22 protein-coding genes are annotated in these 23,800 nt (G+C 37.5%); 11 read left to right on the forward strand and 11 right to left on the reverse strand.

The features are described 5' to 3' along the window. The first annotated feature begins 346 nt into the window (after nt 1–346). A complete protein-coding gene (locus H4J39_RS07850) occupies nt 347–1,306 on the forward strand; it encodes a DUF4350 domain-containing protein (RefSeq protein ID WP_182227149.1) in 960 nt (319 codons plus the stop codon). Between the two features lie 384 nt (nt 1,307–1,690). Then, nucleotides 1,691–3,601: a methyl-accepting chemotaxis protein gene (locus H4J39_RS07855; protein WP_182227151.1), complete on the forward strand. Its 1,911-nt coding sequence runs from the start codon at nt 1,691–1,693 to the stop codon at nt 3,599–3,601. A 614-nt stretch (nt 3,602–4,215) separates the two neighbouring features. Here the strand turns inward: H4J39_RS07855 and H4J39_RS07860 are convergent. The 10 genes from H4J39_RS07860 to H4J39_RS07905 form a co-directional block, all read right to left on the reverse strand. Beyond that, nucleotides 4,216–4,548, reverse strand: coding sequence for a DUF6488 family protein (locus tag H4J39_RS07860; RefSeq protein ID WP_182227153.1), 333 nt, complete (start codon nt 4,546–4,548; stop codon nt 4,216–4,218). 65 nt (nt 4,549–4,613) lie between these two features. Further along, nucleotides 4,614–5,177 carry a hypothetical protein gene (locus tag H4J39_RS07865; RefSeq protein ID WP_182227155.1) on the reverse strand — a complete coding sequence of 188 codons (564 nt, stop codon included), beginning with the start codon at nt 5,175–5,177 and terminating at the stop codon, nt 4,614–4,616. A 58-nt stretch (nt 5,178–5,235) separates the two neighbouring features. After that, the gene (locus H4J39_RS07870; RefSeq protein ID WP_182227157.1) at nt 5,236–5,934 is read right to left on the reverse strand and encodes a HupE/UreJ family protein; all 699 of its coding nucleotides are present in this window, start codon (nt 5,932–5,934) and stop codon (nt 5,236–5,238) included. Further along, complete coding sequence (locus H4J39_RS07875) at nt 5,927–9,070, reverse strand: efflux RND transporter permease subunit (RefSeq protein WP_182227159.1); 3,144 nt, start codon at nt 9,068–9,070, stop codon at nt 5,927–5,929. The genes H4J39_RS07870 and H4J39_RS07875 overlap by 8 nt, the downstream gene beginning before the upstream one ends. Nucleotides 9,071–9,155: 85 nt before the next feature. Further along, complete coding sequence (locus tag H4J39_RS07880; protein ID WP_182227161.1) at nt 9,156–10,391, reverse strand: efflux RND transporter periplasmic adaptor subunit; 1,236 nt, start codon at nt 10,389–10,391, stop codon at nt 9,156–9,158. 2 nt (nt 10,392–10,393) lie between these two features. Beyond that, on the reverse strand, nt 10,394–11,809 hold the full coding sequence (locus H4J39_RS07885) for a TolC family protein (protein ID WP_259368789.1): 1,416 nt from the start codon (nt 11,807–11,809) through the stop codon (nt 10,394–10,396). A 35-nt stretch (nt 11,810–11,844) separates the two neighbouring features. Beyond that, nucleotides 11,845–12,813 (reverse strand): M56 family metallopeptidase, encoded by a 969-nt coding sequence (locus H4J39_RS07890; RefSeq protein ID WP_182227163.1) that lies wholly within the window; start codon nt 12,811–12,813, stop codon nt 11,845–11,847. After that, the gene (locus H4J39_RS07895; protein ID WP_182227165.1) at nt 12,810–13,199 is read right to left on the reverse strand and encodes a BlaI/MecI/CopY family transcriptional regulator; all 390 of its coding nucleotides are present in this window, start codon (nt 13,197–13,199) and stop codon (nt 12,810–12,812) included. The genes H4J39_RS07890 and H4J39_RS07895 overlap by 4 nt, the downstream gene beginning before the upstream one ends. Nucleotides 13,200–13,708: 509 nt before the next feature. Further along, nucleotides 13,709–14,083, reverse strand: coding sequence for a hypothetical protein (locus H4J39_RS07900; protein WP_182227167.1), 375 nt, complete (start codon nt 14,081–14,083; stop codon nt 13,709–13,711). A 451-nt stretch (nt 14,084–14,534) separates the two neighbouring features. Next, nucleotides 14,535–14,993, reverse strand: a complete 459-nt coding sequence (locus H4J39_RS07905; RefSeq protein ID WP_182227169.1) for a GNAT family N-acetyltransferase — start codon at nt 14,991–14,993, stop codon at nt 14,535–14,537. 561 nt (nt 14,994–15,554) lie between these two features. On the opposite strand from H4J39_RS07905, the gene H4J39_RS07910 reads away from it, so the two are divergent. Then, nucleotides 15,555–16,007 (forward strand): hypothetical protein, encoded by a 453-nt coding sequence (locus H4J39_RS07910; protein WP_182227171.1) that lies wholly within the window; start codon nt 15,555–15,557, stop codon nt 16,005–16,007. Nucleotides 16,008–16,769: 762 nt separating this feature from the next. Here the strand turns inward: H4J39_RS07910 and H4J39_RS07915 are convergent. Then, nucleotides 16,770–17,591, reverse strand: coding sequence for an AraC family transcriptional regulator (locus tag H4J39_RS07915; RefSeq protein ID WP_182227173.1), 822 nt, complete (start codon nt 17,589–17,591; stop codon nt 16,770–16,772). 170 nt (nt 17,592–17,761) lie between these two features. On the opposite strand from H4J39_RS07915, the gene H4J39_RS07920 reads away from it, so the two are divergent. The 8 genes from H4J39_RS07920 (at nt 17,762) to H4J39_RS07955 (ending at nt 23,036) form a co-directional block, all read left to right on the forward strand. Next, nucleotides 17,762–18,247, forward strand: a complete 486-nt coding sequence (locus tag H4J39_RS07920; RefSeq protein ID WP_182227175.1) for a YHS domain-containing (seleno)protein — start codon at nt 17,762–17,764, stop codon at nt 18,245–18,247. Nucleotides 18,248–18,281: 34 nt separating this feature from the next. After that, the gene (locus H4J39_RS07925; protein ID WP_182227177.1) at nt 18,282–18,599 is read left to right on the forward strand and encodes a co-chaperone YbbN; all 318 of its coding nucleotides are present in this window, start codon (nt 18,282–18,284) and stop codon (nt 18,597–18,599) included. A 30-nt stretch (nt 18,600–18,629) separates the two neighbouring features. After that, entirely contained in the window at nt 18,630–18,914 is a 285-nt protein-coding gene (locus H4J39_RS07930) for a DUF2282 domain-containing protein (RefSeq protein ID WP_182227179.1), read from the forward strand. 3 nt (nt 18,915–18,917) lie between these two features. Beyond that, entirely contained in the window at nt 18,918–19,796 is an 879-nt protein-coding gene (locus H4J39_RS07935) for a DUF692 family multinuclear iron-containing protein (RefSeq protein ID WP_182227181.1), read from the forward strand. Then, nucleotides 19,793–20,620 carry a putative DNA-binding domain-containing protein gene (locus H4J39_RS07940; protein WP_182227182.1) on the forward strand — a complete coding sequence of 276 codons (828 nt, stop codon included), beginning with the start codon at nt 19,793–19,795 and terminating at the stop codon, nt 20,618–20,620. Before H4J39_RS07935 ends, H4J39_RS07940 begins: the two co-directional genes overlap by 4 nt. Before the next feature lie 2 nt (nt 20,621–20,622). Continuing rightward, a complete protein-coding gene (locus H4J39_RS07945; protein ID WP_182227184.1) occupies nt 20,623–21,105 on the forward strand; it encodes a DoxX family protein in 483 nt (160 codons plus the stop codon). A gap of 74 nt (nt 21,106–21,179) precedes the next feature. Then, a complete protein-coding gene (locus H4J39_RS07950; protein ID WP_182227186.1) occupies nt 21,180–21,767 on the forward strand; it encodes a thioredoxin domain-containing protein in 588 nt (195 codons plus the stop codon). Nucleotides 21,768–21,815: 48 nt separating this feature from the next. Beyond that, nucleotides 21,816–23,036 (forward strand): bifunctional alpha/beta hydrolase/OsmC family protein, encoded by a 1,221-nt coding sequence (locus tag H4J39_RS07955; protein WP_182227190.1) that lies wholly within the window; start codon nt 21,816–21,818, stop codon nt 23,034–23,036. Nucleotides 23,037–23,800: the final 764 nt, after the last annotated feature.

Below are 23,800 nucleotides of genomic sequence, written 5' to 3' on the forward strand. Positions count from 1 at the left end.
AGAGCATAACTCGAAAATTGTTGGATTGTATTATTCACCAAGCGAGTATCGATCGTATAAAAACGTGCCTATAGGCTCGTACGATGAATACTTTTTTACCCGCACACTTCCTTTATAAATATTTTGGCTTTAAAGAATACGAGCTGTTTGGTTATTATCAAGTAGATCACTACAGTATGTTTATGTCAGAGGATATAGTGTAACGTGCATCTAACAAGCGAATAACAAAGGACAAAAAATAATTTACTTTTTGTTCTCAACTATTTTAACCCAGCATAAGTTTCCACTTATTGTGACGGCTATATACTTTAATTAGCCGTGTAGTTATCTATGAGTAAATATTAAAATGAAATTAAGACGTAACCATATTTTTTTAGGATTTTTGTTATTAAGTGTAGCGTCGTGTTCTGATAGTGCTCAAAAGGCTGATCCCGATTTCATCCCAAAAAACACACAAAATAGCTTTTCTGGCTTAACTAGCCCCGTAGTGTTAATTGATGAAGCACATCATAATTTTCACACGACTCAAGGTAGATACAAACCCTTTTCACAAGTGTTGTCGAGCGATGGTTATACTGTTGAACCAGGAAAAGAAAAGTTTACTTTAGAGTATTTACAACAAGCTGAAATTTTAGTCATTGCAAATGCACTTGATAAAAACAGACGGGATTATAACCCACCATACGGCAATGCATTTGAAACAGAAGAAATTGAAGCCCTTATGCAATGGATATCACAAGGTGGTTCTCTATTTTTAGTTGCCGATCATACTCCTTTTCCAAAAGTTATTGAAACACTCTCAAGTGCACTAGGCGTTCAATTTAGTAATGGTCATGTCGGAAATGCAATATTTCGCATTAATGATAATACGCTTGTTGATCATGTTATAACCAACGGTAATTCAATAAAAAATGTTCTGTCATTAGATAATTATACTTCTCCAATCTTACAAGGAAAGCCCAATTCAGAACGAATAGTTCAAGTTAAAACATTTGGAGGATCTGCTTTTAAAGCTCCTGAGACTGCAAAATCACTTTTGGTTCTTAGTAATACAGCTGTTTCCGTGATGCCAGATATTCCTTTTCAGGTAAATGCTGAAACACCTAGGCTTGCCATTCCAGGGTGGAGTCAAGGAGCTGTTTTAGAAATAGGCAAAGGCCGAGTCGCTGTGTTTGCTGAAGGTATGATGTTTTCCTCACAACTAACGGTTAAAACAGGTAAAAAATACGGTTTACTATCTAAAGGCGCAGAACAAAATGAGCAGTTTTTACTGAATGTCATGCATTGGCTTTCGGGGTTAATTTAATAAAAATAATCCTAACGACCGTTAACAAAGATACGGAAGCTAATTTTACTATTCACTTTATACAACTCATTTTTACATAATTGAGATGAATAATTAAAAGATGATGTCTTTATCTAAATTTTTTAATTCTATTTCTTTATATTTCCGCAAAATAAGATAAATAAAATGTCTTTCAATAACTTATTAATTTAGCCTAGATAAAATGAGTATTATGTTAGCAAAATTTATAGCAGTAACATTTTTTAAATGGTGTGATTACTGGTATATGTTAAGCTCAACGAAATTGAGAGCGTATGCACCTTATAAACACCTATTAGACTGGTTTTATGATTGAATCGACGTAACAACAAAATATAAAAAAAACTTACACATAGGATCTATTTGATGCAATTTTTAAACACCCTTTCTATCCGATCTAAACTGGTCATTGCCATGTTAATGGCTGTTATTATCTCGACCAGCATCGTCGGATTTGTTGGCCACTCAAAAGCAAAAGAGCTACTCATTTCAAGGCTACAACAATCAGATTTACCTAACCTGCTTCTGCGTGTTCGTAATGCGGTGAATGGAGAAATTTCTGAAATGAAAGTGCTAACCAAATCAATTGCGACAAACCCCTTTCTTCTTGATTGGATTGAGTCTGGTGCGAACAAAGAAAATGAAGCTAATGTTATAAAAATGCTGAATAAAATAGCTAAAGATAACAATTTAAGTAATGCGTCTTTTGCCGATCGAAAAACAGCTAAGTACTGGAACCAGGATGGATTTCTGCGAGTGCTTAAAAATGATAATCTTGATGGCTGGTTTTTTGCTTTCACCAATGGGGGGGAAGCAGAGTCAGCAAGTACCTATGGATATCCTAATGGTAATGTCGATGTGTTTATCAATTATCAACAAATAAATGGTCGAGGTGTATCTGGATTATCAAAGTCTTTTAACGACATGGTTAACTACTTAAATAGCTTTAAAATTGAAGAGTCTGGCTTTGTTTATCTTGTTGATCATTCAGGATTAGTAAAAATCCATAAAGATAAAGAAAAAAGTGAAAAGACAAAAATCACTGATCTTTATAGTGATATAAATGCGCAAACACTGTTAATTCAAAAAGACTTTGCATTCCAAGAAACCGACAAATTAATTATTGCAACAAGCTACATCTCAAGCCTTGGCTGGTATGTAGTTGCAGAAGTTCCAAAAGAAGAACTTTACCTCGCGCTAAACGAGTCTCGAAATTACATGCTTATGTGGTTTGCCATTATTGTTGCTGTCTTTATCTGTATCAGTATTATTTTAGCAAAAAGTTTAACCAAACCGATTAATGATCTTGCGGCCGTATTCAAAGAGCTAGGTGATGGAGATGGCGATCTTAGTTACCGACTAAATGAAAGCGGTGGTGACGAAGTATCGCGTCTAGCCCATGGTTTTAACGCCTTTATCAGTAAAATACACACTGTGGTGGGTGATGTGTCAGCAACATCAAAAGATGTTCGTCAAGCATCTATAAAAGTTTCCCAAGATGCAGAACAGTCAAAATTAGATGCCCAGGGACAGCGTAATATCGCAATACAAGTAGCTGCGGCCATTAGTGAAATGGGCTCAACGATCACAGAAATTGCAGCAAACGCCGTGCATGCAGCAGACTCGACGAATGATGCGACAACTCAAGCTAAAAATGCACAAGTTATTGTTAAAGAATCAACTGAAAACATTTACCAAATGGCACAGAAAATGGATTCGGCATCGATAACCATTGAATCTTTAGCGGATAAGAGTAATGCCATTAGTAGTGTACTTGAGGTTATTCGTGGTATTTCAGAACAAACAAATTTACTTGCATTAAATGCTGCGATTGAAGCTGCACGTGCTGGCGAACAGGGTCGTGGTTTTGCTGTTGTCGCTGATGAAGTTCGCAACTTGGCGAAGCGTACCAGCGAATCAACAGATGAAATTAATAAAATGATCAACCTTTTGCAGTCAGAATCTAAGCGAGCAGTAGATGGTGTAAGAGAGAGTAAAGAAACAGCCGATATTGCCGTAAATGATGCTCAGCAGACAACAGAGGCACTCGAAGATATTGTTGCAAACATTCAACAAATTTCAGATCTAAATACTCAGGTTGCCACTTCAACAGAAGAGCAAGCAACCGTTGTTGGGGAAATTAATATTCATGTGCATGCAATCAGTGATAGCACAGAAAATAGTGCACAAATATCAACTCGTATAGCCTCTTCAAGTGAGTCACTAACAGCAATGGCAATGAAGCTAGACAGCTTAGTTGAGCGATTTAAAATATAAGAACATTTTTGATTAGTATTAATAGCAATATTTACTCGAGAAATAATAATTTATACGTATTAGCTTTCTGTGATGATATAGGGGCCCTAGCGCCTTAGAAAAAAATCCTGATCTTTAGAGTAGAGATTATAAAAACTAAGGCGTATACATTAAATAGTCGATAAAATAAGTTGAGGTTGTTTACTGGTTAATATCGTAAGGACTGATAATATTCTCGGTATTTTCATTTATGTAACGACGCATAATGTTTGAGACTCCCTGCCGCTATATGAAACTGGCTTCTAATGATCAAATTTGCCACTTACTGACCCTTTTATTAATGAAAAATCGGCCTCGAAATAGTCAGCAAAGATACGTTAGCGGACATTAATATTAATAGCTTTTTTCATTTGTTTGCAGTGTTCAGGAAACATAGGATTACCTTTACCCTGACAGACAACTAAGCCAGCTTAGACAGTCACAAAATTGTATTGGCGTGACTTCAAAGTTCCATAAGCCACCATTAGACGATGGCTAGTCTTTAGGTCAACTGATCGCTAAATATAGCCTTTTAGTCCTGAAATAAACACAGTTAATAAATTAAGGGGGTTGTGTATGGCAACCCCTTAGCCAATTTAAAACTTCGCTTCAGAATTTACTTTTAATACTTCGCCTGACATTGTCATCAGGAAATAAATTGTTTTATTTTCTGATTTATTGTTAGCACTAACAATATAACGGTTAGCTTCTGCCGAATGTAGTTTGAAATCTTCTGAGGTCAAGCTCTTCCAGCTCTGGTCTAATTTTCCAACCTTGAAACCTAAATCTTTAAAGGTCAGTTTTTGGGTAGCTTTAGCTGCAATTTGTGTTGCTACTTTAGGGCTTATTTTTCCGTGGTCAGTATGCGCAAATGCTGAACTTGTGGTAAATATCAATGTAATGAATAAGGCTGCTATTAAAGTTTTCATTTTGGTGCTCCAGTTATTTTAATTAAATTCAAAGTATGTTTGTTTTTTTCTATTATTTGAGGTAATTATTTAAGGCCATGCTTGGTGTATTCACCTTTTACAATAAGTTGAACAGTGACTGGGGAGTCAGAGGTGTTTTTCCAATACCAACCATGAGAACCAGTAAATGGTGCCGTAAAACTCCCTTTCATTTCACCCAGTGTTGCTATTGCATAACTTTCAAAATAGCCCGTTGTGTCGCCTTCTGGTTCGCCATGTAAATCAAAATACAATGCTGAACTATCTGTTATCCATTCGTATTCAAGCTTTTGGTATTGCGCCATGATGAATTTGTATTCAACACCGCGACCAGCAGGCACGATCACTTCAATGGTTTCTGTAGCACCTTTTGATTTTTCGGCTGCTTCTTGTGAAGAGAGTGGAGTAGACGTTTCGGCCTTTACGTTGTGAAAAACGGTTAGCCCAAGTTTATGTCCTATCCCTGTGGGATCGATGTTGTATTCCGCAGGTAATATAACTGTAAATAGGATCACGGCTGCGAAGATTAAGCTGAACAGCGTGTACTTGATCAGTGCGGTATTCGTTAATGTGATAGCTTCTGGCATATTTTGTGGATCGCTTTGTTGCATCGTTTTATCTCTTGAAATAGGGTAAAATTTACTAAGTAAAATTGATTAAGTTAGCTAATTAGTTAATGAAATAACCTGTTAACTGAAGACCTACCAACATGAATCCTGCGCTCATTAATAAGCAATTTGTATTTTTCGCAAAGCGAATAAAGCTACTATGTGTACGCCAAAAATTAATAATTAATAATATAAACGCCAAAGCGGTAAATTGCCCTAACTCGACACCTACATTAAAGGCAATTAAATTAGTAATTAAACCGTCATCGGGGATTTGAAACTCTTGTAACTTGGTTGCTAAGCCAAAGCCGTGAAAAAGACCAAAAATCAGTACAGCAAGCTTTGCATTGGGTGATTTACCAAAGAGTCGATTAAAGCCACCTAAATTATCAAAGCCCTTATAAACAACCGATAGCCCAATAATGGCATCGATTAAATAAGCATTAACTTGTATGTCACTGATTACGCCAAAGAGTAAGGTTATACTGTGCCCAAGCGTAAATATACTGACATACAACAAAACATCTCTGCTTCTGTATAAAAAGAACAGTACACCTACGAGGAATAATAAATGGTCGTACCCCGTCACCATATGCTTAGCACCGATATACAAAAATGGGATGATTTGAACACCAGTATTTTTTAGTAAAAATGCTCGTGTGCTTTCATCGACACCATGAGCAAAGGCTTCAATCGGTAACCATATGGCAAGTAAAGCGATAAAACTCAACAAGCCATATCGCTGTATAATATTAAACATTAACGGTTTCCTTTGAATGAGTTGTTTCAGTGGAGGTTTCTTCGCGATGTAGTAAACGATATAAAGCTGGAAGAACGAATAGCGTCAATATAGTTGAGGAGATCACCCCTCCGATCACCACAGTTGCTAGTGGGCGTTGAACCTCTGAGCCAATGCCCGTATTAAGTGCCATAGGCACAAAACCTAATGAGGCAACAAGCGCGGTTGTTAGCACAGGTCGAAGTCTTGTCAATGCACCTTCGATAATAGCCGTATCTAAAGCAGCTCCTTCGCGTCTAAGTTCTCGTATAAACGAGACCATAACCAGGCCATTTAAAATAGCGATGCCTGATAAAGCAATAAAACCAACAGCGGCTGATATTGAAAAAGGAATATCTCTCAACAGTAAAGCAAAAATCCCCCCTGTTAAGGCTAATGGAACACCAGTGAAAATAATCATGGAATCTTTAAATGAGCCTAAAGCCAAGAAAAGAAGACCAATAATCATCACCAACGTAATAGGAACCACGATAGATAGGCGTTCTGATGCTGATTGTAATTTTTGGTAGGTGCCGCCATATTCAATCCAGTAACCCGCAGGTATTTCAACAGACTCATTAATTGAAGCTTGAATATCCTTAACAAATGACCCTAAATCTCTCCCTCGAACGTTAGCGGTAACAAACACTCTACGTTTGCCATTTTCTCTATTGACTTGGTTTGCACCTTCAACCAATACTAATTCAGCTACCTCCTGTAATGGAACATAACTGTTATCGAACATCTGTATTGGTAGGTAAGCCAAGGCATCAACATCAGTTCTTAGCGCTTCTGGAAGACGTACTACTATGTCTGCACGTTGGTCACCTTGATAGAACTTACCTGCAACCGTACCGCCTAACGCTGTTGAAAGTTGATCTTGTAGTTGCTTCACGCTTATTCCATATTTTGCTAGCTGGGCAAGTTTTGGATTAATAGTCATTATAGGTAAACCAGTCGTTCTCTCTACTTGAATATCAGCAATCCCCTCAACATTAATAATAGCTGTGTTTATGCTCTTTCCTAACGCTGCTAAAGTCTCAAAATCATCTCCAAACACTTTGATAGCCAGCTCTGCACGAACCCCTGATAACAACTCATTAAAGCGCATTTGTATTGGTTGTAAGAACTCATATCGATTACCCGGTATAGGCTCTACTACGGCTGCTAATTCCTCAACAAATTGTGCTTTAGGTTTATTAGGATTTGGCCATTCACTGCGTGGTTTTAAAATAATAAAATTATCGGCAACACTTGGTGGTACAGCATCTGTTGCAACATCGGCTGTGCCTATTTTTGCAAAGACACGTTCAACTTCTGGCATTTGATTGATTTTTTCTTCTAAGACTTTTTGTAACGCGACAGCTTGCGATAATGATGTGCCTGGAATACGCAAGGCATGCATGGCGATATCACCTTCATCAAGGTTTGGCACAAATTCGCTACCAAGTTTATTGGCAGAAAATCCTGCTAAGCCGACAAGTCCAACAGCGAAAACCACAACAAACCAGCGAACTTTAAGCGCAAACGTTAAAGAAGGACGATAAAGCGCTAAAGATGATTTTATAATGATATTTTCTTTTTCTTTTACAGGGCCTTTGAACAAAATAGCAATAGCTGCCGGAACAAAAGTTACTGATAAAAACATTGCACAACATAGAGCTATAACAACGGTTATTGCCATAGGGTGAAACATTTTCCCTTCGACACCCGTAAGAGCAAAAATAGGTAAATAAACAGCCGTTATAATAAATACGCCAAATAATGCCGGACGGATGACTTCTTTAGTTGCTTCATAGACCAGTGCTAATCGTTCATTAACTGCCATGGTACGACCATTTGCAGAAGCTGAGCTGAGCTTTCTTAGACAATTCTCAACAATGATAATCGCACCATCAACAAGTAGTCCAAAATCTAACGCCCCTAAACTCATCAGATTGGCACTTACGCCTACTTGTACCATGCCCGTTACAGTCATTAACATAGCAAATGGGATAACCGCAGCAGTAAGCAATGCAGCTCTCATATTGCCTAACAATAAAAACAATACGACAATAACTAATAACGCCCCTTCAAAGAGGTTCATTTTTACTGTATCGAGTGTCTTTTCAACTAAGGTAGTACGGTCATACACAGCGGTAACGGTAATACCTGAGGGTAAACTCGCTTTAACTTCGTCTAACTTTATACCAACCGCTTTAGCAACATTTCGACTGTTCTCACCAATGAGCATGAAAACGGTACTCATCACAACTTCTCTACCATTTTGGGTTGCTGCACCTGTTCTTAATTCTTTTCCTTCTTGTACTTTAGCGACATCAGAAATTCGAATTACACTGCCTTCAGTTGTCCTAACAGGAATATTAGCGATAGCCTCTAAACTTTCTACCTGTCCGGGAATACGTAATAACCATTGAGCGCCATTTTTTTCTATAAACCCAGCGCCCTTATTATCATTATTATTTTCGATCGCTTGAATAATATCTTGCTGATTAAGGCCAAATTCCAGTAGCTTTTTAGGCTCAAAGGCTACAAGTATTTCACGTTTAAAACCACCAATAGGGTTAACTTCAACCACACCATCCACTTGCATTAACTGAGGGCGAATAATCCAATCATGAACCGTTCTTAAATCTGTAGCTGTTATTAACTTCCCTTCATCATTACGTGCATTAGGCTCAGCATCCACGGTAAACATGAATATTTCACCTAACCCAGTTGCTATAGGTCCAAGTTCAGGCTCTAATCCAAAAGGTAAATCTGATTTTGCTGAGACTAAGCGTTGATTCACTAATTGTCTGGCAAAGTAAATATCAGTATCATCACTAAAAATGGCGGTTACTTGCGATAAGCCATAACGTGAAACAGAGCGTGTACTCACTAAATTTGGTATGCCTGCCAATGCGGTTTCTAATGGGTAAGTAACCCGTTGTTCAACTTCAAGCGGTGTATATCCAGGGGCTTCGGTGTTGATCATTACCTGAATGTTGGTGATATCAGGGACGGCATCGATCGGCAGCTTGGTAAAATTCCAAAGACCAAGTCCTGCGAAGGCGAGTACCGCCAACATAATAATTGAGTTTCTACGAATAGAAAATCTGAGTAAATATTCGAGCATTATTTTTTCCTTTAAGGAGTAGCCTTCAAAAGTAAGTCTTAGGAGTAAACCTTTTTACTAACCATTATAATTAAAAGGGAAACCCTTAGTGATCGTGCGATGCGCCAGATTTTTCAACATCGGCTTTGAGGATATAACTATTCTCAGTGACATATTCAGTGCCTACGGATATCCCCCCTAACACTTCAATTTCATCACCCACTATGCGGCCTAATTCAAGCATTCTTACTTCATATTCATTGCCAACCTTGGCATAAACCACGGTAAAATCACGAAAGCTCTGCAATGCGTTACGCTTTACCGCCATGGCTACGTCAAATGAGCCAATTTCAATTTTTGCACTCACAAAAGAGCCTTCAGATAATAAGGAATCACTATTGTTTACTAAGACACGAAATAGCTTCGCCTGATCATTCCTAACTTTTAATACTCGGCTATCAACTTTACTTGTGTACTGTTTTTCAACACCATTAATGTTAAGCGTTGTTTTTGCGCCAATATTAATTTTGGCTAAATCCAAAGGAAAAACAGCTAGCTCAGCAACTAAGGTTTCATCATTAGTCACAGCAAGTAATATTCGGCCTTTAGATTGCTCACCAGAAGTAACGTTAACCGCACTCACAATGCCTTTTTGAGCTGATGTCACCTGATAAGATTGCAAACTTTCATTACTTTCCAGAGTGAGTAGCAATTGACCTTTCTTAATTACATCACCTAGCTTGACGTGAACTTTTTTAACCAATCCATCGAATCGAGCATAAACATTACTGGTAGCATCGGCTGGTAACGTTAACTTTCCAAACACTTCAATGCTTTCATGGAATGTTGATGGCCCGACAATGCCTGTCGCAATTTCCATAGCTTTTGCAATATCTTCAGCTATTTTTGTGCGACCTTCAAAATTGTCATACTGCCAGTTATAGGATTTACCCTGATATTTAGCCGTTAGAGAGACAATGAATGAGTGAGGCTCGTAGATAACCATATCACCACGAAGGTATTCACCTTCCTGATAAAAGTTTATGTCATCTATACCATCACCTAAGCGGGTAAGCTTTACATTTAGATCTACTTTCGAAGGGTCGATAGCTTTTCCATTATCAGTTGCCCACACACGAAACTCAGGGGGTACTCCCGTTTCAAAAATGGATAGTTCAATGGCAAAATTATCTTTTTTCAATAGTCGTCCACGATTCGGCCCTTTCTCTGGTTCGGCTTCTTCTACCTTTTGCTCTGAAACGGCAAGGCTAGAGAAACTTGTACTTAAGCTAACAAAGCACAGTGTGCTTATTAGCGTTAATATTTTAAATGTTGATTTCATGATTATTTCTCGTTATTTTTTTCAATAGATTGAGCGTTAAAAGGTGTATTAGCGTTTTTATTAATGGCAAATAGGGACGTACCCGTTAATCGCTCTATTTCAATATTGTTTAAATGTGCATTTTGATAAGCAGCAATCAAGTCTGACTGAGCATCTAATAATTCTTTTTGAGTATTCGTCCACTCGGTATAGCTATATCGGCCAATTTTGTAAGCTTTTTCAGCTTCAACAAAAGCTTGTTCAAGCACAGGTATAAGGTTTTCAGTCATAGCATGAATGACATGTTGGCTGTGTTTCATTTGTTCAATAAGCACATACAACTGTGTATTCAATTGATGAATGAGTGCTTGTGACGCTGTTTCTAATTCAGTTTTAGACGCGTGTAACGCATTTATTGTCCCTTGATTTTGATTACTATCACCAAAAGGAATTGAAATTCCAGCGACTAAACCAAAATCATCGGTTGTTTCGTAACGTCTTAATCCCGTTGTAAATTTCCATAGTGGTTTAGTTTCAATACGAGCAAGTTCAATCTCCGACTGGACAATTCGCTGTTTTGTAGCGAAAAGACTGACCGAAGGCAGTTGTTTTAGATGAGTAAATAGTGAATCAACATCGGTGCTATTGGTTAAAGGTAAGTGGGGTAACGATAATAATGACCCAATGATGTTAGTTTCTTTATGTTGCTCGCTTTGCCCCTGTCCTTGCCACTGGGCCAATAACTGATATTTACTGGCATCTACTTCATGAGTTAAGTCTTCAACAACTAATTCTCGTTTAGCGACTTCAGCTTGTGATTTTAGTTGATCAACTAAAGAAGACTTTCCTGCATTTACACGTTTAGTCACTGCTTCAAATGATTCAACCGCTTGCTTTAAGCTCATTTTTGACAGTTTTAATCGCTCTTCATTGACCAATACTTGGATAAAATATTTTGCTGTTTGTGCGGCTAAATCTAGCGCTTTAATTTCTCGCGCGAATGCAACGGTTGATCCCTGAATTTTAGCATTTGCCACTCTGTTTTTGACTAGAGAGTTATCTAAAACCCATGAGATCGATAGTGTGGATTGCGCACTTTTAAAGACACTATGATCACCCGTACCCATTGCATCCTCAATGGTAAGTCCAATTTCTGGTCTAACCTGAATACCAGCTTGTTGTGCATACCCCTTATAAATATCAGCTTGATTAGCAAATACTTTTAGCTCTGGGTGCATATTCATTGTTTGAGATATTGCCGTAGATAAGTCAACCGATTTCAGGGGGCTGTCTTCTGAGTATGCATAACCTGAGTATGTATAAGCTGAGAGTGTTGAAGTGATCATCAGCACAGCAGCGCTAAATTTTACATAACGCCTTGATAAAAACCGATTGGCGGTCGGTTTTTTATTTGTGAATGATTGAGTAAATAGTTTCATTTTTAATACCTTAGAGTAAGCCTTAAATTATTATTTTAATGATCGAATAGCGTTTCAATAGCGTGATGGAGGCTATCTACTGATGTCATTGATATGACGGCTAATAGTATTATTGTGAGTAAAACTACTTTCATTGGAAAAGGTTTGAGTTGAGTATCATTGAGCAATTCTAATACTCTTTGTTCAATTGATTGACGACAAAAGTGAACGAGTAATTCACTTTTGAACTGTTCATGTATGGAATATTTAGCCGCTAACTTAGTAAATCTCACTAACGTGCTAGCAACATTGTGCGCCTGTTGTTGAGTTTTTACGAAAAAAGAATCAGCAGCTTGCTCCATGGTAATTGCCATCATCGATTTCAATACTTTCTTAACATTAGGTGAAAAATAAGAAGACAATAATGAAAAAAACCACTTTTTCAGCGGGTCGGCATAGTGTAAATGAGCAAGTTCATGTTGAATGATTATTTCAATGTCATCTGAATCTAGTTGCTCCATCAAGCCTGTAGATATAAAGCACGATGGTTTAATTAATCCACCTGTGAATGCTGTCGGGATCGATGAATCTATTATAAAGACGTTCTCACTTTTCTTTGTCGCTAAAGTGCGCAACAAAATTATCTGATAGTGATTTTTGTAAGCTACAACTAGGCTTCGAATAGCAATAGTGAGACTGAAGCCGATGAAGAGAATTAAACTAATACTATGCCAGCTTAAAAAATAATAAATATTAGGATGATGCCAGTGAGCTAATTCAGTTAGCCATACAAACATTGCCCCTGATTGAAAAAGAGGGCTAAATAACAGCGTTACAGATAGAGCAATAATCCAAGGTGAAAGCACAGATAACCAGAGTAACGATTTACGGGTAGACACAGTGTATCTTTGGATTTTATTTTTTATCGACCAAAAAGTAAGCGAAATAAAGCCATTGGCAACGATAAAAGCTAACACGGCAATCGTGAGTAGATTAAGTGCTAACGCCCAAAAACCATAAATCATTTTTCGGCCTTTGTTTTTAATTTTTTGCGCTGTTGCTCAATCATAGCTTCAAGTTTATCCAACTGATCCTCATCGAGATCAGATGAAATTGAAGAAAAAGCCGCGACAACGCTATTTTCATCTTTAACAACAAAATCATGAGTAACACTTTTAATGAGTTGCCCTATCAATTCTTGGCGAGCAACTTTAGGGAAATATTGATATGCGTGGCCGTTCTTTACCCGACTCAACAGGTCTTTTTTAAATAAGCGGTCTAACGTGCTCTGAATTGTATTAAGAGAGCCGCCTCGGTTTTTTTCGAAATAGCTATGTACCTGCTTAGCATCAGCAGGCTTTGCCTTCCAAAGGTATTCCAATACTTGTTTTTCTAATTCACCGAGTTGCATATATTTTTCACTACCCTATTTAAGTATTGTAATATTGTCACGTTAAAAACCGAGAGGCAATCGGTTTTTAGGTTTGTTCCACTAAATCTTCTATTTTAGGTAGCTTTTAATAATGGCTTAATTCAGGACTGAAAGACTATAAAGAGCTTAAACCTACCCCACAAACGAGCAGTAGATTTCGGTTAGCATTACGCTGTATATCATCATGGTTTTGCTAAGGCTTAATGTCAGCTTTTGGCTAATCAGTGACCTAAAGAACAAACCATAGTTAATGTCAACAATGCGCACTAAGTGAATCTAAATATTATTGATAGATTCTTATATATTCTGATTTAAAGTCTTCACATAAAAGTGAATTAGATGGTGGTCTTTTAAAGCAAACCCAAAAACGTATATTCCAGAAAGCAAAAAACCCGCTAATTTTGCAATTAACGGGTTTTTCTATGTTTAGCGAAGGGAAACTAGCCAACTGTTGCGTGTGATCCGTTTGAACGTCTTGTTATTTTTATTTAGCAGTTAAATTTATTTTCTATCCAATACAGGGTGTTACCCAATAAAACAATACTACCTGAAATTACAAAGCTCACAGGAATTATCAGCCCCAACTCCAGCACGCATTCTCCAAAATTAGTATCCTCGCATGCCTCTAAGTCATCCATATCAGTTAATTTTAATGTTAATTTTTTGGTAAATGTTTCGCCACCCTCACAATAAGGTTGGCTATCAATAGTTGGTTGGAATGCACATGATGTAATACATAAAAAAATCAGGGAACTAGTTAGTATTTTTTTCAGAATCATAAATAAAATATCCATATAAACATAACGGTCTGCATCACCGGTCAAAAAACAGAGCGCAACGGCATTTTTTGGTTTCGAGTGCATGCGGTTATAATGCCTTTACCTTACTATCAAATTGGTTTTGCTTTAAAATATTTTTGATGCCAGATAGAGCATGATACACATACCTGCTATAAAAGCTAAATTCAAAATTAAACAGATAATGTTTATCGTAATACTTCCAAGATCAAACCATAATAAAAAACCCGATATTAGAGCTCCCATAATACAGCAGCTCAATGCTAACGGACCATCTATCTTCAAATCGCTAAAAGGTCTGAGCACTTCAAAAAAAAGTAATGCTCCTACTATAAAAAAAACAATTGAAATCGATGATAAACAGTAATCGTATATAGTAATTTTCATAATGTAATTTTTTGAAGTCAAATTAAACATAACGCCCAATTAACGGGCAATAAAATAGTTGGCTAAAATAGCAACAAAGGAGCAAAAGCCAACTATTTTTTGTCCCTGTTTAATTTCTTATAGATATACTTTACTTAATAGCCTTTGACATAAACATACTATATGGATCTTCTTGATAGTTACCAAAAGGGACACATGTTTGAAAACCAAATTGTTGATAAAGTTTTTGTGCTGGAATAAACGCATCCACAGTGCCTGTTTCCAAACTTAATCTTTTATACGAACGAAGAGTCGCTTGTTCAACGATATGCTCTAATATTTTACGAGCAATACCTTTACGTAAAAATTTAGTCGCTGTACGCATAGACTTTATCTCGCAATGATCTTTATCAAGTTCTTTTATAGCGCCAATACCAGCTAAATCTTGATTAACCCACAAACTCCAGAAAGTTACATCGGGGTGTTCAAGTGCGCTCAAATCTAGCGCGTGAACACTTTCTGGAGGTGAATGAGCTAGCATATCTTCATGATGTTCTTGTAACAAAGAAATTACCGCTTCATGCCTTAATTCGCCAACCTTAATATCCATATAACACCTTTTTTTTCCTGTATACCTAACGCCCATTTAAGGGGCTGATAATTGTTTGCTAAAATGTGAGATCAAAGTGAAAACAGCCAACCATAATAATAAACATGCAACAAATAATGATAAAGCCATACTTAACCAATAGACTACTGGACTATTAATAATATTAACGTAATTCCCAAACTTTAAATCAGTAATGCCAGTTTGGTAACCAATTAAAATATTTTTAAATATAAATAAGGAAAGTAATCCACTCCCTATAGCAATTAAAATACTTTTCAAATTACACACTAAATTATCCTAGGCAACTAACGCCCCACTAAGAGGCAAATGATAGTTGGCTAAAATAAGCGACGAATGAGCAAATAGCCAACTGCTCTTTGTCCTACTTGAATGGCTTGTTAGCTACATGTTATCTACATGTTACGTAGAAAGAAAGCTACATTTTGTCTTACATTTAAGCTTGAATATAACATTAAAATATTTATACTTCTGCTGGCTTATAAGTTTAAGGAATGAACGATTTATAATTAATTCCAATAAACGCAGGTAAGAATTACATTTATGACTGTCATGGCACACCCAAATATGCAAAATGTTAAGCGATATAGAGTTCAAGATAAGGTTTTCGGTATTCAAGAGTATTTTTCTATTGCCAAGTATGGCGACAAAGCTAAAATTTTAGCAGAGAAAAGACAAGAAGAAATCTCTCAAAAAAGACTATATCGTCAAATACGTATGCAGTTAGATATAAATAAGATATTTCATCCTGATGGAACAGTTATTGGACTAAAACGAACATTAAAAAATAAAAGTGGTTCGATAAAGAAAATTTTACATATTCAAATTAGCGTAAATGGCAAACAGAAAAAAACTGATATAACGATTGATAACAAAACCTTTGAACAAGCATATCTCAAAGCTCAAAATAAAATATTGGAATTAAGAAAAATTAAGCATTCTCCTGAAATAACAGAAATATTTAAAAAAGTAGCAGGATACTACAAATACAGCTAACGGCTTGTTAAGTGCCTGTACAAATTAAACTCTGTGTTATGCAGAGTTTAAATAAGACTCAAGCTCAGTACATGATAAGCCTTTAACTGTGTCGCCTATCATTTCTAAAGAAACATAAGCTAACCTAGATTCAGTAAATTCTCTCTTTTGAGGACAACAACCTAGAAAGCTTATTTTCAGCTAATTTTTGATTTCTTTATACCAATTGGCAGTCAATTTATCCATATTCACTCAAGGCATTCAACGCCCTATTAATGACTTGTGGCAAGCAAAACTAAGCTATAATATCAAAAACATACACTAAGCACACATGAGCTTTACGTTTCATTTTTAGCACATGTGTAGCGCATTAATTTGCAAATTAATTTCTTAAATAATATCACTGAGATGTCGCTAAATACCACAAACCCGACCTAATTTATCACTTTAAATCATTCCGATTTACGATCACTTTGATACGAAGCAGACGTTAGCCTTGGCTTATCTGGCGATATTTGAACCGATACAAATCAGCCCTGTATTAGATAATAGAGTTGTTCTAAATTTCATCAAGAATTTATCAAGTCAAAAATCCTAATTTGATTAGAAAATACCAAACCCGACATTAGATTAATATGATTTTAGGTATTAAATTCTGTGGCGCTATGGGGCACATAGAGCTATAGGATTTTAAAAATAATTATACGGCCCTGTGCCGGAGCTCAAAGAGTGAATATGACGGTGATCCTATAACAAAGGTATTACTCGTTATAGGGACGCATATCATAGTGCTTGTTCTAACCATTGCTTAGGCGATAAACCTATTTTTTTTCTAAATACTCGCGCGAGAGCCGAGCCATTTTCATAACCAACAGCATTAGCAACTAATGTCACAGGCTTCTTTTGTTGCAACAAACCTTTTGCGACAACTATTCGCCAATCAATCACATAATCTCCAGGGCTTTGACCAACAATACGCTTAAATAGCTCGGCAAACTTTGAACGTGACATTAACCCAAGCTCAGCCATTTCATCTAATCCCCATTGTTGCTCCGGTGCTTGATGAATAGCTAATAACACTTTAGCTAGTTGAGGATGTGCTAAACCTGCGAGTAGTCCGTGCTTCATTATATTGTTATTAAGTACATGTCGAAGCACATGAATAAGAAATACATTAGTCAGTGAATTAATCATCGGTAGTCGTCCACATCGCTCATGAAAAGCTTCTTCAAAGAGTGATTCCGCGGTTTGCTTGAGTTGTTGACAGTCACTAAGCTTAAAAGCCAGCAGTGCAGGCAAAGCATTAGCAATGGGATTCGACGTGTTTTCATTATATATAATGTTGGCGCAAACCAACTCTGGTGGATTCTCTTCACTGCCAATAATACGATGAGCATGAGGTGTTGGGAAAAACAGTACTGTTGGTTCATTCACCAACAGAGATTTACCTTTTTCATCAATTAACGTTAACTCCCCGCCGCACAATAAATGCAAATGCCCTTGATTAGGTTCTCGTTTAAAATTACTGATCCCACATAGGTTACCCGTGAAGAATACTTCTGTATTCATCGAAAAGCGCTGCAAGATGACTGAAAGCTGATCCATTTTTCTCTCCTTTAGGCTCGTTTTGGACGATTGGGTTCAAAGTTAGGACTATGTCATTCCTTTTGGTTAATTGAAAGCCCTATATTATCAACCAAGGAAAACATCCTTATTCATTAACTGATTAACAAAAAAACTTTGAACATCACACCTTAAATACTGGAGCAACAAAAATGACACTTTCAACACTGATTAAATCTACCTTCGCTACTTCTGCATTATTCATAAGCAGCCTGAGTTTTGCTGCAAACATTGAAGTGAATGCCAATGGTAATGACTTAGCGATTAAAGGATACGACGCGGTATCTTATTTTACTAAAGGCGAACCGACTAAAGGTACTGATAATTTTACCGCCGCATACAATGGTGCCATTTATCAGTTTTCAAGTGCTGATAACCGCGATTTATTTAAAGTTGAGCCAAGTAAATATGCACCACAATACGGTGGTTACTGTGCCTTTGGCGTTACGATGCATAAGAAATTCGATACTGACCCTATGGCTTGGCATATCCGTGGCGACAAATTATACCTAAACCTCAATAAAGACGTACAAAAGAAATGGGTAACTGATATTCCGGGTTACATCGAAACAGCGCAAACTAATTGGACAGATATTAAAGGATTAACAGAAGATCAAATTGAAAAAGTTTACGACTAATACTGAGTCACTTAATAACAAGCATGAGATTTTAATGATGAAACAACTAACATCAGCTGACTCACTTGACGAGTTACTTTCACAGCACAAATTTTCATTGTTATATTTCACGGCCTCGTGGTGCGGGCCTTGTAAATCAATGTCACCGGTCGTTGAAGGCTTGTCGGGCATGATGAACGGTCGCTTTAATACGATTAAAGTGGATGTCGACCAAGTGCCTACTTCGGCCGCTGATTATGGCATACGTAGTGTGCCTACGCTGATGTTGGTAAAAAATGGTGAAATTATTGACCAACGTGTTGGTGGGGTACCACCACAGCAATTAATGCAATGGTTAGAGCAGTTAACTTAGCTGCTCACTTTTTAAACTTAAGGATTGATGATGAACAATAAATTATTAGTAAGCGCAGCATTAGCCGCGGTAATTTCTACTGGGGTTATTGCTCCAGCAGAAGCAGCAGGTAAAAAAGAAAAATGCTATGGCGTGGCTAAAGCCGCTCAAAACGATTGTGCAAACTTAGCAGGTACCCATTCATGTGCCGGTCAGTCAAAGGTTAATAACGACAAAGGTGAATGGAAATTGGTAACAAAAGGAACGTGTTCAACGCTGGGCGGTTTGTCAAAAAAAGCAGCAAAAGAACACTATAAAGCAACAAAAGGCGCTTAAAGTATGGCTAAGTCGGTAAAAGACAGCAATGTAATGGTGGGTGTTAGTTTAAGGCATCCACATTTTACCGACATATTAACTCAGCCTAAGCACGTTGATTTTATAGAAGTGCATTCGGAAAACTTTTTTGGTCTAGGAGGAGCTGCGCTATCGGTACTGACTCAAGTCAGAGAAAAGTACCCCGTTAGTTTACATTCAACGTCGATGGGACTTGGCTCTGCGCAAAATGTTCCGATGCAATATTTGGCGCGTTTAAAAGCGCTTACGAAGAAAATAAACCCGTTTCTGATGTCTGAACATGCCTGCTTTACTTGGGGGCAACAACAAGGGCAGCTTATTCATAGCGGTGACTTATTACCTATTGCTCATAACCAGAAAACGTTAGCCATAATGTCGGAACAAGTGGATAAAGTACAAAACTATTTAGGACGGCAACTGATCATTGAAAATGTTTCTGCCTATGTGAAGTTTGATGAAAGTTACCTTAGTGAAGCGGATTTTTTAGCACAACTTTGTCAACGAACCGGAGCAAAAATATTATTAGATATTAATAATATTGCCGTTAACAGTATGAATTTTGAAGGGGGTGATATTCAACAATCAGTAGCTGATTATATAAATGAATTACCCGTGGCAAGTGTTGCACAAATTCACTTAGCGGGTTGCAGTGAACCTTTAACGGGCGAGATGACTATTGATGATCATGCACGCCCTGTTTCTGATGATGTTTGGCTTGGCTATCAGCAAGCGTTAACACGTTTTGGTGCAGTGCCAACGTTAATTGAATGGGACAGTGATTTACCCCAATGGTCAGTATTGGTTGATGAAGCGAAAAAAGCACGTGATATCGCCCATGCGGTCCTAGCGAGGAAGAGTACATGAATGAGCTAGGTAAAAGTGAAATAGGAAACAATGAGTCAACCATTCATGAATCAGCTAAAAATGAACAACACATTTTATTAGAAGTGATTTGGAATGATGAATCTATTGCCCTAGAACAATGCGGTTTTAATGCGCAAGGTATTAATATTTATCGACAAAATTTATTGGCAAATGCTCAACGAGCATTAACCATTAGTTTTCCAACGGTGTTTGAATTGCTTGATAGCGACATTAGCGAAAGTCTTGTTTATCAATTTTTACAAGTATCACCACCTAATCTAGGGGATTGGACGCAATGGGGCGAAAAATTTTCTGATTTTTTAGGGACCACAGAAGTGGCGGCAGACTACCCGTACCTTGCTAATTGTGCTGCACTCGACTGGCATGTTCATTGTGCATTGCATGGCCCAGATCAAATCCTTATCTCATCTACATTACAACTGCTTGGTGAGAGTGAACCTGAGCAACTTTTCATCACCTTTAATCAAAATGTCAAAATATTGAAAACAATCTATCCATTGACTGACATTTTTCAGGCTCATCATCACAGTGATGAACTTCAACGAAAATCAGCAATGAGTGCTGCTAAAAAAGCACTATTAGGAAAACCTGTTGAGCAAATCGTGATGGTTTATCGTCCTGAGTTTCAACCGCAAGTGACTACTGTATCGGCCAGTGAAGGGGCGTTTATGTCTTATTTATTGTCTGGACAATCATTAGCGCAATCACTTGATGCGTTGAAATATGATAACGAATTTTCATTCGAGCAATGGCTGTTTACCGCGATTGAACGTAACTTAATTAATATTATTAAAGAGAAATAACTATGCATACTCTAAAGAATCTAGTGTTATCTATTAGCCATTTATATCGTAATGTAGCCAGTAAAATCAGCCTGCTAGAACCGGTCGCGTTATTAGCCGCTCGCTGTTATGTGGCTTGGGCGTTTTTTTCTTCCGGGCTTACTAAGTTAAGAGACTGGGATAGTACGTTAATGTTATTTGAATATGAGTATCAAGTGCCGATATTACCATTTGAGTTAGCCGCCTATTTAGGCACTGCTGCAGAAATTATTTTGCCCTTGTTATTAATCGCAGGGTTAGCGAGTCGTTTTTCTGCTTTGGGATTGTTTTTTGTCAATATTGTCGCGGTAATAAGCTTAGAAGAAATTGCCCCTGCGGCCTTCGCAGAGCATGTTTTATGGGGAGTATTATTGATACAGGTTGTAATTTTTAATGGTGGGCGCTTTGCTTTAGACCGTTTAGCTGAACAAAAACTATTTAATAGTTCCTCAGCCAATCAAACATAAAAAACTTGATCGTTAATTTATACCGCTATAATCATTAATACTAAAAATACAGGCAATGCAGGGAAATCTTTAATATGACCATACCTATACCGCACCGTCCGAGTGGTTTTCTGCTTGGCGATGCCGCAGCCCAAATTACTATTGAGGCTTTTATTGATATTCAATGTCCACATTCGCGCACTATTTGGCCAACGTTACTTGAAGTCGCAAAGCATTATCAAGGTAAGTCCGTAAATCTGAAAGTTCATTTAATTACGCTAAGTAATCATCGGCAGGCTTGGGATATGAGTTTAGGTTTATTTGCATTAGCCGAGGGGGATGCAAATAAGTTTTATGATTTCGCGACCTTTATTTATGAGCACCAAGCGCAATTTTATAACGGACAATTTTTACATAAGACTCACGAGGACCTCATCCAATTAGTGGCTGGTTTTGCCGAAGAACATGCTGGCGTAATACGTAAAAAATTCATTGAAAGAATGAACGACAGCGATATCTATGTTCAAGCGAGAACACCTATTCGCTTTGCTGCAACCAAAGCTGTTTGGGCAACACCGACACTGTTTATCAATAATGCCAATACAGTGCCTGTAGATCACAATTCAAACGTAGCCCAATGGCAGGCAGTTATCGACCCTTTATTAAGTGAGTCAGCAGGTTAATAGTGAAGGTATTTCTAAAAAAATTGTTACAAGTTGAGGAGATAAATGATGAGAACAAAAGTAGAATTTCCTAGCCAAGGGCAACATCTGGCTGGTTTGCTAGAAACACCTGATCAAACCGTGCGAGCTTATGTTTTATTTGCTCATTGTTTCACATGTGGTAAAGATGTTGCCGCGGCGTCGCGAATTAGTCGCTTTCTGGTGCAGCATGGTTTTGCGGTTTTTCGATTCGACTTTACAGGCTTGGGAAATAGTGACGGTGACTTTGCCAATACTAATTTTTCTTCCAATACCGAAGATTTACTTTCAGCGGCAAAGTTTTTAGAACAACGTTATCAAGCACCGAAATTATTAATCGGGCATAGCCTTGGTGGCGCGGCTGTTTTAGCGATGGCGGCACAGCTTCCTGAAGTAAAAGCGGTTGTGACGATCGGCGCTCCGTTTGAAGCAAGCCATGTTATACACAACTTTGATGCTCATTTAGAAACAATAAAGCACAGCGGCTCGGCCAAAGTAAGTTTAGGTGCGCGTGATTTTACCATTAAAAAGCAATTTTTAGATGATTTGCGTAATCAAACAACAGACCATATACAGCACCTTGATAAGGCTTTATTGGTATTACATTCCCCTCTCGATTTAACCGTAGATATTGCCGATGCTGAAAAAATTTATAAAGCGGCAAAACACCCTAAAAGTTTTGTCAGTTTAGACACGGCAGATCATCTTTTATCCAAAGCAAGTGATAGTGAATATGTTGCACAAACGATTTCTGGCTGGGCGAGTCGATATATTCCAGTAGCTAAAAAATCGAATCCCACGATTAGCAAAGGGCATGTTTTAGTCGCCGAGCTTGATCATAAATTTCAGCAGGAAGTTTTCAGTGATACTCATCACTGGTATGCCGATGAACCTACTCAAGCGGGCGGACAAAATTCAGGGCCTGATCCTTATGAACATTTACTTGCCGCGCTTGGTGCTTGTACTGCAATGACTATTCGTATGTATGCTGACCATAAAAAAATACCACTCGAACACGTGGAAGTATCGCTAGCTCATGAACGTAATTACTTGGAGGATGCGGCCAGTGTTTCCGCAGATGGCCAAAAAATAGAGTCGTTAATTCGCAAAGTACAATTGTTTGGCCCCTTGAGTGAATCAGAAAAAGTTAGATTAATAGAAATCGCTGAACGCTGTCCGGTGCATCGAACTTTGCACAATAATCCGATAGTTATTACCACGCTGATTAAAAGTGAGACAGCAGTACAATAAACCCCATGTATTATGAGTTTAATTAGAGCGAATAAACTACAGTTGATGAAATTGATTAATGATGCTCATTTTTATTTTAATACAATTATCTTCCCTTTACTGATTGCTAAATCGCTTAGGGGGCGATTGCGCCTTAGATTTAATACTCTAATTTTATGTGGACTTTAGTTGATTCTAATGTCCGCTTTCGAGATTGGGTAGATAATTGTACGCAAAGTATTGAATAAGGTTTTAGGTGTAAATTAATAGATATATTGAAATTATATGTTGCAGTTTTAGGCTCACAAGTTTCAAATAAAGGTATAGCTTTTGGCTAGCTGAAGTATTGATTTAGTTACTCGTAGCTTCCGCAATGCGCACTAAGTGAATTTGATGGTGGTCTTTTAAAGCAAACCAAAAAACGTATATTCCAGAAAGCAAAAAAACGTGAATGTTCTCAGTTCCAGAAAGCAAAAAACCCGCTAATCTTTCGATTAACGGGTTTTTCTTAATTTGGCGGTGAGAGTGAATTTGAACTCTACTCGAAGGTTTAGTGCTATAAACCCTTTTTATCTTTAACGTAATGTTTCCACTTCTAAATGCAAAAAAACCGCTAATCTTTCGATTAACGGGTTTTTCTTAATTTTCCGGTGAGAGTGAATTTGAACTCTACTCGAAGGTTTAGTGCTATAAACCCTTTTTATCTTTAACGTAATGTTTCCACTTCTAAATGCAAAAAACCCGCTAATCTTTCGATTAACGGGTTTTTCTTAATTTGGCGGTGA

Origin of the sequence: Colwellia sp. Bg11-12 (genome assembly GCF_014076955.1) — a bacterium.
GTDB lineage: Bacteria > Pseudomonadota > Gammaproteobacteria > Enterobacterales > Alteromonadaceae > Colwellia_A.